Below are 14,773 nucleotides of genomic sequence, written 5' to 3' on the forward strand. Positions count from 1 at the left end.
GGGCGCCGTGACGCCCGCCCGCTCCGACGCGTCATCAGACCTCGCGGCGGCGACGACGGGTCAGCAGCACGATGCCGACGATCAGGCCCGCGATTCCGAAGCCGGACACCGCCAGCACGAGGGCCGAGCTGCCACCGGTGGCCGGCAACGGCTTGTCGAAGCGGTTGTCGACGCCGATCGCGATCGTCGTGTCGGTGCCGATGACGACACTCGCCGGGTTGGCGGAGTGGCCGCCGTCGACGGTCATGGTGACCTGCTTCGCATCGCCGGTGCGCGTCTCGGTGAGCACGCACGCGGCGTCCGTCGGCAGGTCGGTGTAGACGACCGGCGTTCCCACGGTGAGATCACGCACGGCGCCGCCGGGGATCGGCAGATCCTCGCCGTACCAGGTGCACACGAGCGTCACGCCGAAGGTGTCGCCGGTGTGAGCGGATGCCGCGGTGCCGCTGACCGTCTTCGTCACCGAGATCTGACCGGCGGTGAAGGTGTTGGCGATGGTCATGAGCTGCGGCTCGTCGCCCCCCTGAAGGTCGATCGTGGCCGTGGTGCCCACGACCGGATCGGACGTGTCCACGGTGATGGTCGTGGAGGCCGCGTGTCCGGTGACCGTCTCCGTGACCTCGCACGTTGCGCCGACCGGAAGGTCGGTGTAGGCCGCCCGGTAGTCGTTCGCAGCGGTGAGCTGGCGCTCCGCGCCGCCGGGCACGGCGATGTCGGTGACGGTGCCGTCGACGACGTAGGTGCAGACCGCGCTGACGGTGAACGGTCCCGCCGCACCGGGGTTGAGCATGTTGCCCTCGCGCTCCTTGACGACGTCGAACGAGGCGAGGTCGAAGCGGTTGGTCGCCGTGACCTTCACGTCGCCGATGCCCGCCGGGTCGGTCGGCGCGACGATCGTGACGTTGCCGTCTGCGGGATCGAGAGTCGCGTCGGTGGCGCCTCCGGTCGTGAGCTCCTTCACGGCACACAGCGTGCCGGTGGGGTAGACGCCGAAGGTCTCGGTGTCGCCGTTGCGCAGCGAGAAGCGCTGGTCGAGCAGATTCTGGCCCTGGTAGGTGCAGACCGCGGAGAAGTCGAACGATCCGCCGCCGTACAGATCGGCGCCCGAACCGGTGACGACCTTGCCGACGGTCAGCCGGCCCGCGTCGTAGCCGTTGGTCACGGTGACCGCCGCGGCATCCACCCCGGGCGTGACCGTCGCCGAGCCGTCTCCGGCGTCCACGACGTTCGTGCCGGTGAAGACGATGTGGTTCGCGAAGAACGAGTCCGTCTCGGTCACCGTGCAGCTGGCTCGGGCGGGGATGCGGTCGGCCGGAGCGGTCCAGGTCTGGCCCGCCTCGAGCGTGAAGGTGAGCTCCTTGGTGCCCTGATCGTCGAACACCACCGGCGTTCCCGTCGCACTCGTGCAGGTCAGCGAGAACGTGAACGGACCGAACTGACCCGCCGTCGCATCCGTCTGCACCTGCTTGGTGACCGAGAGACCGGTGAACTGGTAGTCGTTCGTCAGCGTCGCGATCTGGGACGCCGGCACGTCGCCCGCGCCGCCTTCCTGCGGCGCGGCCTCGGTGACGGCGATCGTCGTCGGCGATCCGCTACGGGACGTCTCGCCGAACGTGCCGACGGCGCCCTGCTCGGTGACGGTGCAGACGGTGCCCGCCGAGCTCAGCGGGATGCCGTCGATACGCGCCGTGTAGTCGTTCGCCGCACTCAGGGTGACGGTGGACGCCGCCCCGAGGTCGAGCGCGGACCCGCCGGCGGTGCAGACCACGTCGGCGAGGAAGCTCGCCGGCGCGTACGTCGCCGCCGGACCGGTGATCTTCTTGGTCACCGCGATCGAGCCGAACCGCAGGTGGCTGCCGACCGCGGCCGGTGCGATCTTGCGGAAGGTGCTCTCGGTGGTGAGCTCGTACTTGACGCCGTACTGGTTCCAGGCGAACTGCTCGGCGGCCGGAACGGTGGCCGACGCGCCGTCGGGGCGGTCGGCGCCCGCCAGCCGGTTCACGGTGGAGAACGTCACGTCGGCGGCCTGACCCGGGGTGAGGGCCTTCGCCGGAGTCGTGCGGAAGTCGAGGTGCACGCGGATGCCGGTGACCTTCGACCAGTCGGTACTGTCGGACACGGCGGCCCAGCTCTCACCGTTCTGCTCGCAGACCGGTGCAGTCGTCAGCGTCGACCACGTGTTCACGCACACGCCGGTACTGGTCGTGACCTCCACGGTCTGGGTCGTGCCCGCCGGCGCCGCGACCTTGAGCGAGTCGGCGACGAGCTCGGGACGCAGGGTCGAACCGCGGCCCGAGCCGGAGATCAGCAGCGTGTCGCCCGACGTCGGCAGCTGGTCGAACACCGTCATCTCGGCGACCGGGACGGTGCCCGCGTTGACGTTGCGCAGCACCCAGTCGTCGGTGCCGTCGACCTCGGAGTTGGCGACGCACGGCGCGCGGAAGTAGCCCTTGCTGCCGACGACGAGGTTCTGCTGGCAGATGGCGTCGGACGAGCCCGGCTGGTAGGCGCCGGGCAACGAGCCCGCGACGCCCTTCACCGTGTACAGGTTCGAGCCCGCGACGACGCCGACGTAGTCGGTGGTGCCACAGGTCGTGGGGTCGTTCGCGAACGCGCTGGTCGTCGAGCCGCCCTGCACGGTGTTGCGGCAGTCGGTGAGCTGCTCCGCCGTCTTCACCGTCATCGTGTTGGTGGCACGGTCACCCTGCGACAGCCCGGGCTGAAGCTCGAGATACAGGCGCACCTTGAACACTTCGCCGGGCTTCATGCGGTTGCCGTCCGACGGCCACGTGAACGTGACGGTCCGGCCATCGGGGCTGAGACCGACGGTGATCTTGTCGGAGAGCAGCCCGTCGGCCTGCTTGGTGAACACGGGAGCCGGCGTCGCCAGGTAGTTCAGCTGGGCCGGGAGCGTGTCGGTCAGCTCCGAGACGGTGAGGAAGCCCGTGCCGGTGTTCTGGAACGTGAGGTCGAACGGCACGGGAGAGCCGACCGAGACGAGACGGTCGCCGTTGTTGCTCAGCTTGTTCACCGCGATCTGGTGCGTGCCCTGCGTGAGCACGATCTGCGCGGACGCCTGCTTCGGCGCGGAGTCGTTGCCGTCGACGCGCGTCGACTGCGACGACTGGGTGTTGGTCACCGTGTGGTCGAAGGTCACGGGACCGCTCGCGTCGCGGTAGGTGTCGCGCACCTTCACGGTGAACGCGGCCGAGGCCGACCAGTTGGCGGCGGGAAGCGTGTTCGAGAACAGCCCGTCGTCGGCGCGCGAGAAGGTGAAGCGGATGCCGTCGACGGCGCCGACGTCGGTTCCCGCCGGCAGGGCGGCCGTGGCCGCGGCCGTGCCGAGCGTCCAGCTCCCGCTCGCGCCGCCGGTGTGCACGTCGACGCGCACCCGGTCGGCACCCGCGGGAAGCGTGACCGCGCCGAGGCCGGTGAGATCGAACGTGTTCCAGAACGCGGTGGCGTCGGCCTGGTCCTCGATCACGACGACGTTCGGCGAGAGCGTGCTCCGCGGGTTGGAGCCCTGGTTGGCCCCGAGCGTCACCGTGACGGGCGTCGTCTTGGCAGGCTCCGCGATCGACGCGGGGTTCACCGACTTCGTCGGGGTGATGTTGACGACACCGCCCGTGAGCACGACCTTGGCGTCGGCGACGTCACCGGTCTTCGTGGTCGGCGAGAGCACCGGGTCGTACGACTGTGCGAAGACCCGGTTGGAGACGTCGGCCGTCTTGCCCGCCGGCAGCACCTGGGTCTTGCCGGTGGAGCGCAGCGTCGGGCGCAGTCGGCTGTCGATGGTGACCGTGAACACGTTGCTCTGATCGATCGTGCCGGTGTTCGCCGCGCTCACTCCGCGGAAGGTGACGCTCACGCCGACGACGTCGGCGAGCTCACCCGCGGTGAGCGCATTGACCTGCGCGATCGTGTGCGAGGTGGTCGCGTACGCGCCACCCGCGTAGTGCAGGAGCCAGACCACCGAGCCGGTGGCATCGATCTGCGCGGGGATGCTCGCGGCGATCGTGATCTTGGTGGCGTCGAAGCGATCGAAGGGCGTCGGAGTACCGGCATCCGTGAGGTAGTTCTTCGTCGTGTCGAAGGGGTCGCTGTACGCGGCCGAGACGTCGGACTGGCAGCCGGCGAGCGCCGTCTGGCTGCAGGTGGCCGGGTCGGTCATACGCAGCGCGCTCGCCTTGGCGGTCGCGTCGTTGTGCGCCGTCATCGTCCACTGCGCCGTCGGGTAGTTCTGCGCGGACGTACCGGCGACGGGCGTGAAGATCTGCGTGGTCGGCGTGGCCGACTTGGTGACCTTCACCCCCGGGGGCTGGTTGAGGATCTGGATGGTGTCGTGGTCGCCGTCGACGACGTCGGCACCGCCCGCGAGGGGACGCGAGCTGATCTGCACGGCGTTGTCGACGATGCCCTTGGTGGACGTGTTCAGCAACGAGTCGGCCGTGATCGGCGTTCCCGTGGAGCGCGTCATGTCGCGCAGCTGCCACGTGAGGTCGAACTCGCGCTGCACGCTGCCCGAGCCGACACCCGAGCCGGGCGCCGGAGCGAACGGATCGAAGGCGGGACCGGTCTGGCGGGCGGCCTGACGGGCGGCGGTGTCGGTCCCGGTCTCGTCGAGGACGAGACGGATGCCGGTGGTCTTCGCCGACTCGTCGGCCGTGAGCGTGTATCCGGCGAAGCCGCGGTTCGCCGTCATCCAGCTGCCGCCGGGCGCGGCGACAGTGTGCCAGGTGCCGTCGAAGAAGAGCTCGACCGCGGTCACGGTCTCGTACTTGAGGTACCAGCCGTTGCTGTACGGCTCGGAGCTGGGGGCGATCGGGGCGACCGAGACGAGATCGAACGCGTCGTAGGCCGTCGACTTCGGGGTGCCGGCGTCGGTGGCGGGGTCGGTGATGGTCACCGGCGCGAAGCCCGAGGAGACGTTCCAGCGCAGCGTCGTGTCCGCACGCTGTCCGGACTGGGCGTCGAGGAAGTCACGTGTCCAGCGCTTCTGGATGTCGGGGCCCGGTCCGGGCGGGTTCTGTTCGGACTGGATCGTGCCCGGCGCCGTGTCGGTCGCGTCGTCGACGAGGGTCTTGCCGCCGTCGCTCTTGCCCGTGACGCTCGACACGGCGGTGTTCGTGTAGGTCGTCGGCACGTCAAGTCCCGGCGTGGTCGCGCCGCCGGTGCGGCGGTCGGCCCGCGCGTCGAAGACGACGTTCGGGGTGACGTTCGTGGTGTCGGCGAAACCGGCGTCGCTGTGGAAGGTGAAACGGATGCCTTCCACGTCGGCGGGAGACAGCGGCGCGAGGGCGGCCGCGGTGGCCGCGGCATCCATCTGGAAGACGAATGCCTGCGACTGGGCGGGCGCGGTCGCCAGCGTCACCCACGTGCCGTCGTGCGTGCGGACCTGCGCGGTCAGCGTGGCGTTGGCCGGTACCTGCGTGGGCGCGACGGAGGTGAAGGTGAAGGCGTTCCAGAAGGCGCCTTGCGCGCCGTTCCACGCGTCCTCGACGACGATGTCGTTGATGCGGGCGCCGTCGCCGGTGGCCGACGCGACGGTCTGCAGCGATGCGATCACGCTGTCGCCGGGCGCCACCGGGGCGCCGGGCCGCACGGTCTTGTCGATCGTGACGGAGACGGACGGGTCGATGATCGCCAGCGTGGCGTCGTCCGTCGCCTTCGCGGTGAGCCCGTTGGGGGCGGTGACCGTGGAGACGACGGTGTTCGTGAGGGTGACGCTCGGCGTGCCGCCGGTCGCGTTCTCGGTGGTGTCGATGGAGAAGACGGCGTTCGCGGTGGCGTTGGCCTGGATCAGCGAGCCGGTGAAGACGAGCTCGAATCCGGTGACGGGTGCGCCGGGCGCCGCGGGCACGTCGCCATCCGCGAAGGGCACCTCGTGCGTCCCGCCGGCGGCGAGGTGGTAGACGACCTTCGCCGCGCCGGCGCCGGCCGGCCAGAGGGGAGCGCTGGTGAAGCCGCCGAAGGCGACGTCGGTCGTGAAGAAGTCCAGATCGGCGAGTCGCAGCTCGCTCACGGGAACCGCGCCGTTGGTGGCGGAGAGCGACGACGAGGCCTTCTGCCCGGCCGTGATCTGGCCGGGCTCGATGTTCTTGGCGGTCTGCACCGTCGGCATCGACGGCGCCACGGTGTAGCTGGCTGCGGCATCCTTCGTGGCCGTGCGGGAGCCCGCGGTCGCGGTGCCGTTGGCGACGTTGTCGACGCGGTGCTCGGCGGTGGAGAGGTCGGCGCCGGTGTCGCGCTGCGTGGAGCGCTGGGCGAGCCCGAGGCCGAAGCTCACGGTGTCGCCCGGCGTGATGGTGCCGACGCAGGTGAGCCGGATGCCGCCGACCTGCGCGTTCGTGACGCCGTTCGGCAGCGTCGGGGTCGCGGCGGGGGGTCCGGTCTTCCACGCCCACGAACCGCCCTCGAACACGTACGCGTCGACCTGCACGGAGGTGCAGCTCGACGGAAGCGAGACGTTCTGGAACCCGGTGAAGTCCGTGATGGTGAAGGGGTTGCTCGCGTCCAGCGCGGAGGAGCCGTCGACGGCGGTCTTCGGCTCCTGGATGACGAGCTTGTCGACGTTGACGTTGGAGGCGTTGGAGACGCCGAGCGCGATGGAGGACGCGGTGCCCGGCGCGTACGACTGACGGTTGGGCGACCACGCCTTCGTCACGCCGACGCCGATGTTCTCGGGGACGGTGATGTTGATCTTCGCGGAGCTGTCGACGGGGTTCGCGTTGGTCGCGGTGACCTTCGCCGTGTTGACGATGTCGCCGCTCTGACCGGGCGGGTAGTTGTCGGGCACCCGCAGGCTGACCAGCATCGAGAACGTGGTTCCGGCCGACATGCCGACGCCGACGGGGGTGTCGGTGGTCTCCTTGATGTCGACCGCCACCGCGGTGCCGGCGGCGATCTTCGCCGGCGGCGTGCTCGATCCTCCCGTCCACGTCACGGCGTAGGGCGTCGTGTCGGGGGTGAACCGCACGGACTCGACGTCGAAGCCGACCAGGCCCGCCGGGAACGCGTCGGTGAGCTGCGCGTCGAGACAGTCCTGCTCCGAGCAGGTGACCTTGACCTGGTAGGTGAAGGTCTCGCCCGGCTGCGGCGTCGGCTTGTCAACGCTCTTGTCGATCTGCAGATAGTCGCCCGGTCCTCCGGCGGCGAGGGCCGCGGGGGCCACCCCGACGACGCCTCCCAGCGCGAGAAGCACGACGAGAAGGCCCGCGACGATCGGACGCTTCGCGGACACGACGGAAAGGCGCGTAGCGCGCATGCCAGCTACCCCCAAGGTAGAGCACCCCTACAGCCGACCCTACGCCGGCGGCCCCGATCCACATCGGAGGGCGCACGTTGGCTCGACCTTAGGGCATACATGGGCATCTATACGAATCCTTCGACCTCCTGACGGACCGGACCCCGCCGCCGGCGGCCGCACCGCCGCCCCTCAGTAGACTGAGGTCCCATGTCGAAGGTCCTCCAGTCCCTGCCCGTCGGCGAGCGCGTCGGCATCGCCTTCTCCGGAGGTCTTGACACCTCGGTCGCCGTCGCGTGGATGCGCGAGAAGGGCGCGGTGCCCTTCACCTATACGGGCGACCTGGGACAGTACGACGAGGACGACATCGCCTCGATCCCGGGCCGTGCGCTGCAGTACGGCGCCGAGGGCTCGCGCCTGATCGACTGCAAGCCGCTCATGGTCGAAGAGGGACTGTCGGCGCTCGCGTGCGGCGCGTTCCACATCCGTTCGGCGGGGCGCACCTACTTCAACACGACACCGATCGGCCGCGCCGTCACGGGCACGCTGCTCGTGCGGGCGATGAAAGAAGACGGCGTCGACATCTGGGGCGACGGCTCGACCTACAAGGGCAACGACATCGAGCGGTTCTACCGCTACGGGCTGCTCGCGAATCCCGCGCTGCGCATCTATAAGCCGTGGCTCGACGCCGACTTCGTCACCGAGCTCGGTGGACGTAAAGAGATGAGCGAGTGGCTCGCCGCCCGCGACTTCCCGTACCGCGACTCGGTCGAGAAGGCGTATTCGACGGATGCCAACATCTGGGGCGCGACCCACGAGGCGAAGACGCTCGAGCACCTCGACGTGTCGCTCGAGACCGTCGAGCCGATCATGGGCGTGCGGTTCTGGGACCCGTCGGTGGAGATCGAGACCGAAGACGTCACGATCGCCTTCGAGCAGGGCCGCCCGGTCGCGATCAACGGGCGCGAGTTCGCCGATACCGTGGCGCTCGTGCACGAGGCGAACGCGATCGGCGGGCGCCACGGCCTGGGCATGAGCGACCAGATCGAGAACCGCATCATCGAGGCGAAGAGCCGCGGCATCTACGAGGCGCCGGGCATGGCCCTGCTGTTCATCGCGTACGAGCGGCTCGTGAACGCGATCCTCAACGAAGACACCCTGGCGACCTACCACGAGCAGGGCCGCCGGCTCGGCCGCCTGATGTACGAGGGCCGCTGGCTGGAGCCGCAGTCGCTCATGCTGCGCGAGTCGATCCAGAAGTGGGTGGGCTCCACGATCACCGGCACCGTCACGGTGCGCCTGCGCCGCGGCGAGGACTACACGATCCTCGACACCGTCGCCGCCCGGTCGTCGTACGCCCCAGAGAAGCTCTCGATGGAGCGGGTCGGCGACGCCGCCTTCGGACCCATCGACCGCATCGGCCAGCTCACCATGCGCAACCTCGACATCGCCGACTCGCGTTCGCGGCTCGAGCAGTACGCCGAGCTCGGGCTCATCGGCGGCGCGACCGCCGAGCTCGTCGGCGAGCTGCGCCAGGGCGAGGCGGCCGCGATCATCGGCAGCGCCCAGCCGTTGGATGCCGAGGGGGAAGAGCTCGCCGAGGCCGTCGACGAGGCATCCGAGTCGGCATCGTTCGACTTCGGCGCCGACTGACACCGCTCCGCGCCGCGCGACCTCGCCTCGCGCCGCCCGTGTCGCCCCGCCCAGACGCTAAGTTGCACACCGATGTGCAAACTAGATGTACGATGTACTGGTGCGAAAGAGTGTGCAGGTCTTCCGGCGAGACGTCACGCGGATCCTCCGCGCCCGCCGCACGTGGGTCATCGTCCTCGGCGTGCTGCTGACCCCGGCGCTCTACGCGTGGTTCAACATCACCGCGTTCTGGGACCCCTACGCGAACACCGGCAACATCCGCGTCGCCGTCGTCAACCTCGACGAGGGGGCGACGTCGGAGCTCACCGGCCCGATCGACGTCGGCTCCCAGGTCGTGGATCAACTGCACGACGACCATCAGCTCGGCTGGCAGTTCATGGGCGCCGACGAGGCGCAGGCTGCGGTGCGCTCCGGCGAGGTCTATGCCGCGATCGTCATCCCGAAGGACTTCAGCTCCGACCTCCTGAGCATCACGACCGGGACCTTCACCCAGCCCGCGCTGACCTACGACGTCAACGAGAAGGCGAGCGCGATCGCGCCGAAGATCACCGATGTGGGCGCCGCGGGCATCGACAGCAAGATCAGCAGCGCGTTCATCGAGCAGGTCGCCGAAGCCGCGACAGCCGAGCTGAAGGATGCCGGCGACTCGGTCGAGCTGAAGCTCCTGAACGCCAAGAACGACGGCCTGAACGCGTTCGACGAAGCATCCACCTCGGTCGCCTCGGCTCGGCAGGGCGTCGCCGACATGAAGGCCGGCATCGAACGCTCGCGCGGCTCGCTGAACGGGGCGCAGACGACCCTCGGCGACGTCGACCGCACCCTCGGCGACGTGCAGACGGCGCTCGGGCAGGCGCAGCAGATCGTCGCGCAGGCGCAGACCGACGTGCTGTCGTTCACCGACGCCGCGACGAACGCCTACGTGCAGGGCGCGACCCTGCTGGCGGATGCCTCGGCGCAGGCCCACGTGTCGATCACCCAGGTGACCCAGACGCTCGGCCAGGCCGGCACCCGCATCGACACCGCAATCGCCGACATCACCGCCGTCGCCGAGGCGAACGCCGCCGCCATCGCGCAGCTGCAGGCCCTGCTCGACCAGGGCGGGCTCGACCCCGCCGTCGCCGCGCAGCTGCAGCAGGTGCTCACCGCCCTCGAGCAGCAGAACCAGGCCGACCAGCAGCTGCTCGCCGATCTCGCGACCCTGAACACCGACACGACCGGTGCGGTGCAGGCCGTCCAAGCGACCGCCGACGCGCTCAACAACGCCGTGCAGGGCGCGCAGGCCTCGGCCGGAACCCTGCGCGACGCGCTCACCGGCTCGCTCCCCGCGCTCACGAGCGCCATGGCGACCCTGTCGACGAGCGCCGGCGGCTTCTCGGCGGCGATCGACGCGCAGCGCGCGCAGCTCACCCAGGCCGGCACGCTGCTCACGGGGCTCGACGCCCAGCTCGTGAGCACGTCGGCGGCGCTCGACAGCCTCGACGGCAACCTCGCCGGCATCGAGACCGGGCTCGGCAACGCGCGCACCGACGTGCTGGCCCTCGGTTCGGCCTCGTCGTGGAAGACGCTCGGCACCGTCACCGGGCTCGACCCGCAGCAGATCGCGCAGTTCATCGCGACGCCGGTCGACGTCGCCGAGCACGCCGTGTTCCCCGTCGACTCGTACGGCTCCGCGATGGCGGCGCTGTTCACGAACCTGTCGCTGTGGATCGGCGCGTTCGTCATGATGGTGATCTTCAAGGTCGAGGTCGACACCGAGGGGGTCGCGCCGATCCGCGTGCGCGAGGCGTACGTGGGCCGCTTCCTGCTGTTCGGCACGCTCGGCGTGCTGCAGGCGATCGTCGTCACGGTCGGCGACCTCATCATCGGGGTGCAGACGGCGAACGCCGTGGCGTTCGTGGGCACCGGCATCCTCATCTCGCTCGCCTACGTCAGCATCATCTACGCGCTCTGCGTCTCGTTCGGGCACGTCGGCCGGGGCTTGTGCGTGCTGCTCGTGATCATGCAGATCCCGGGAGCCTCGGGCCTGTACCCGATCGAGCTCATGCCGCAGTTCTTCCGCAACATCTACCCCTTCCTGCCGTTCACCTACGGCATCGACGCGATGCGCGAGACGATCGCCGGCTTCTACGGCGCGCACTGGTGGCGCTTCATGGGCGTGCTCGGCATCTTCGTCGTGCTCGCCTGGGTGCTCGGCCTCGTGCTGCGCCGGCGCCTCGCGAACCTCAACCGCCTCTTCAACCGCGAGATCGTCGCCACCGACCTGCTCATCGGCGAAGACGTGCAGGTCATCGGGCGCGGCTATCGCCTGAGCGACGTCATCCACGCGCTCTCCGATCGCAGCGACTTTCGCAGCCGTCTCGACCGGCGCTCGCGCCACTTCACCGAGCGCTACCCGACGCTGCTGCGGGTCGCCCTGCTCACGGGCCTCGGCGGCATGGTCGTGCTGGGTCTCATCGCCTGGCTCGTGCACGAGCAGAGCGCGACGCTGCTCTTCCTCTGGATGCTCTGGTGCCTCGTCGTCATCGCGTTCCTCGTCGTGCTCGAGTACGTCAACCACAGCTTCGAGGCGGCCGCCGAGCTCGCCGGCATGGGCGACGCCGACCTCCGCCGCGCGATGCACGGCGTCGACACGGTCTCCTCCGGCGGAGCCGCGGAGGCATCAGGCGGAGCCCAGCGCCTCGTCGGCGACGACCTGACCACCCCCGACCCCACCGAGTCGGGGCCCGGTGCCGCGACGGCGGCGGGTGAGCCGGATGCCGGGGCGGCGAGCGCACCGGATGCCTCCGACGCGGGCGCCGACCCGGACACCGTCGACAGCGACACCGACGAGCTCACGCGCCTGTTCGCCGACGACCCCGCGCCCGCTCCCGCTGCGGGATCCGCGGTTCCCCCCGAACCGGAACCCGAACCCGCCGGTGCGACCGAGGGTGAGCCCGACGCCGAGGCATCCGACGACGATCCCGACGCGCCCCGCGAAGGAGGTGAACGAGCGTGAGAGGCATCCTGCACCTCATCCGCCGCGACCTGCGGCACTCGGTCATGAACGTCATGGCGATCATCGTGATGTTCGGCCTCGTCGTCATCCCGTCGCTGTTCACCTGGTTCAACGTGCTCGCCAGCTGGAACCCGTTCGACAACACGAAGAACCTCACCGTCGCCGTCGCCTCAACCGACGAGGGCTACCAGAGCGACCTCGTTCCGATCCGGGTGAACGTGGGCGAGCAGGTGCTGTCGCAGTTGCGCGCGAACGACCAGCTCAACTGGGTGATCACCTCGGAAGACGACGCGATCGACGGCACGAAGGCCGGCCGCTACTATGCAGCGATCGTGTTGCCGAAGAGCTTCAGCGCCGACATGCTCACGTTCTACGCCGACGGGGCCGAGCGCACCGAGCTCGCCTATTACACGAACGAGAAGAAGAACGCCCTCGCCCCGAAGATCACCGGTCAGGGCGCCGAGGGTGTGTCGGCGCAGATCAGCGAGGTGTTCACCGAGACGCTGAGCGACGTCGCGCTGAGCCTCATCTCGTCGCTGTCCGACTATCTCACCGACGCCGATACGCAGGCCGCACTCGCGCGTGTCGAGAGCCGGGTCGGCTCGCTCGCCGCACAGCTACGCTCGGGCGCGCAGACCGCGGACATGTTCGGCGCCCTGGTGCAGGGCACGATCCCGCTCGCGCAGAGCGCGTCGGCTCTCGTCTCGGGAGCGGGCTCGGCGTTCGGCGACGCCGCGGACGCCGCCGGCGGCGGCGCCGGTGCGGTGCAGCAGCTCGCCGGCACGCTGCAGCAGGCGACCGGCGCGATCGCCGACGCGATCGCCCAGACGGCGGCCGGGTACGAGGCGGTCGGCACGAGCATCGACGACCAGTACGCGCAGGTCGGCACGGTGTCGGGCGACCAGTCCGCCGCGCTCACCACCCTCGCGGCACGCGTGCAGCAGCAGATCGACGGGGCGACGACTCTCCGCACCACCCTCGTCGACGACGTGCGCCCGCAGCTGCCGCCCGCCGGTCAGCAGGCGCTCGATGACGTCGTCGCGCAGCTCGACCGCGCGATCCTGCGCCAGCAGGCCGTCCACGATTCGCTCGTACAGGCAGGGCAGGACATCACCGCGGGAAACGCCGCCGCCGAGGCTACCCATCAGCAAGTGAAGGACCTCATCGCTCAGGCGAAGGACGCGATCGCGCAGGCGCAGAGCTCGTACTCCGGCACCCTGAAGCCGCAGTTGGATGCCCTGGGCTCGACCCTCGCCACGATCGACGACGACGTCTCGGCGGTGCGCGGCGACCTGTCGCAGGCGGCCGCGGGGCTGTCGGGGGCGTCCGACTCGGTCGTCGCAACCCTGCAGGGTGCGCAGGGCGTCACCGCCCGCCTCAGCACGGCGCTCACCGACGCGGCCGGCCGGTTCGACGGCGTGCAGCAGGCGATCGCCCGGGCTGTGCAGACCGGCGACCTCGCCGGACTGAGCGAGGTGATCGGATCCGACCCGAGCGTGCTCGCCACCTCGCTCGCCGAGCCCGTGCGGGTCGACCGTGTGGCGGTGTTCCCCGTCGTCAGCTTCGGTGCGGGCATGGCACCGCTGTACATCGTGCTCGCCCTGTGGGTCGGGGCGCTCCTCATGACCGTCGCGATCCGCGTCGACGTCGGCCGGGACACCCTGCCCGGCGACCCCGACCTGACGCCGACGCAGAAGTACCTCGGCCGCTACGGCATCTTCGCCCTGACGGGGCTCGCGCAGAGCACCCTCCTCATCGGCGGTCTCATCCTGTTCGTGCGCATCGCTCCGGCGCACCCCTTCCTGCTGCTCCTGGCCGGGTGGGTCACCTCGCTCGTCTTCACCCTGATCATCTACACGTTCGTCGTCGCGTTCGGCAACGCGGGCAAGGCGCTCGCTGTGCTCCTGCTCGTGATCCAGATCTCCGGGTCGGGCGGTGCCTACCCGCTGCAGCTGCTGCCCGCGTGGTTCCAGAACATCAGCCCGTTCCTCCCCGCCACGCACGCGATCTCAGCGATCCGCTCGGCGATCGCGGGCACCTACGGGGCGGACTTCTGGGTGTCGCTGGGGCTCCTGCTCGCCTTCACGCTGCCGACGCTGCTGCTGGGTCTCGTGCTGCGCCGCCCGCTGATCTCGTTCAACCGAGGGCTCGTCGACGCCATGGCCTCGACGAAGCTCATGTGACCGGTATCCCACTCGCCCGAACGACCACTCCCGTGACCCGCACCGCCGCCTCCCCCGCCTCAGCCGCCCCCGCGCGCGCGGCCGGTCGTCGCCGCGACGCCACGGCGAACCGCGCGGCTCTTCTCGCGGCGGCGCAACGCGTGCTCGCGCGCGACCCGCACGCCTCTCTCGACGCGATCGCCCAGTCCGCGGGCCTATCGCGCCGCGCGCTGTACGGTCACTTCTCCGACCGCGAAGAGCTGCTGCGCGAGGTCATCGCCATCGGGGCCGGCCGGTTCAACGCCATCGCCGAAGAGACGTCCGACCCCGACCCGCGCGTCGCGCTCGCCCATATGGCGGCGCGGCTGTGGCGCGAGGCATCCGCCGTGCGCGCGTCGGCGAACATCGCCCTCGACGACGCGCACGTCGCGGGTACCGTGCGCTCGCTCGCGCCGCTGCGCCGCCGCGTGCGCGAACTGACCCGGCAGGGCGTCGAGTCGGGGGCCTTCCGCGGCGACGTCGCCCCCGACCTGCTCGCGTTCCTGATCGAAGAGACGGCGCGGGCGACGCTTCGCGAACTGCGGCTGTCGACGAGAGACGCCGACGCGGCGGTCGTGCGGGTCGTGCTCAGCATCGCGGGACTGTCGTGGCGCGAGCAGGTCGAACTGCTCGACGAGCACCCCGAAATCCTCGCCGCCGGCTGAGCGGCGCGGCATCGGC

The 14,773-nt window shown here is 70.2% G+C and carries 5 protein-coding genes; 4 read left to right on the forward strand and 1 reads right to left on the reverse strand.

Annotation, left to right across the window (positions count from 1 at the left end; genetic code table 11):
- Window positions 1–34: 34 nt before the first annotated feature.
- A complete protein-coding gene (locus tag G3N18_RS00700; protein ID WP_196382410.1) occupies window positions 35–7,240 on the reverse strand; it encodes a DUF5979 domain-containing protein in 7,206 nt (2,401 codons plus the stop codon).
- 213 nt (window positions 7,241–7,453) lie between these two features.
- On the opposite strand from G3N18_RS00700, the gene argG reads away from it, so the two are divergent.
- The 4 genes from argG (at window position 7,454) to G3N18_RS00720 (ending at window position 14,757) form a co-directional block, all read left to right on the forward strand.
- Window positions 7,454–8,896, forward strand: a complete 1,443-nt coding sequence (gene argG, locus G3N18_RS00705) for an argininosuccinate synthase (RefSeq protein WP_196382411.1) — start codon at window positions 7,454–7,456, stop codon at window positions 8,894–8,896.
- Between the two features lie 100 nt (window positions 8,897–8,996).
- Window positions 8,997–11,891, forward strand: coding sequence for a YhgE/Pip family protein (locus G3N18_RS00710; protein WP_196382412.1), 2,895 nt, complete (start codon window positions 8,997–8,999; stop codon window positions 11,889–11,891).
- Window positions 11,888–14,074, forward strand: coding sequence for a YhgE/Pip family protein (locus tag G3N18_RS00715; protein ID WP_196382413.1), 2,187 nt, complete (start codon window positions 11,888–11,890; stop codon window positions 14,072–14,074). The genes G3N18_RS00710 and G3N18_RS00715 overlap by 4 nt, the downstream gene beginning before the upstream one ends.
- A 32-nt stretch (window positions 14,075–14,106) precedes the next feature.
- Window positions 14,107–14,757, forward strand: coding sequence for a TetR family transcriptional regulator (locus G3N18_RS00720; protein WP_196382414.1), 651 nt, complete (start codon window positions 14,107–14,109; stop codon window positions 14,755–14,757).
- The last annotated feature ends 16 nt before the right edge of the window (window positions 14,758–14,773 follow it).

The sequence above is a fragment of the Microbacterium paulum genome (assembly GCF_015707995.1).
GTDB classification, from domain to species: domain Bacteria; phylum Actinomycetota; class Actinomycetes; order Actinomycetales; family Microbacteriaceae; genus Microbacterium; species Microbacterium paulum.

Excerpts from the sequence above, each read along its gene's own strand:
- argG (WP_196382411.1), top strand. The coding sequence starts at position 7,454 with ATGTCGAAGGTCCTCCAGTCCCTGCCCGTCGGCGAGCGCGTCGGCATC.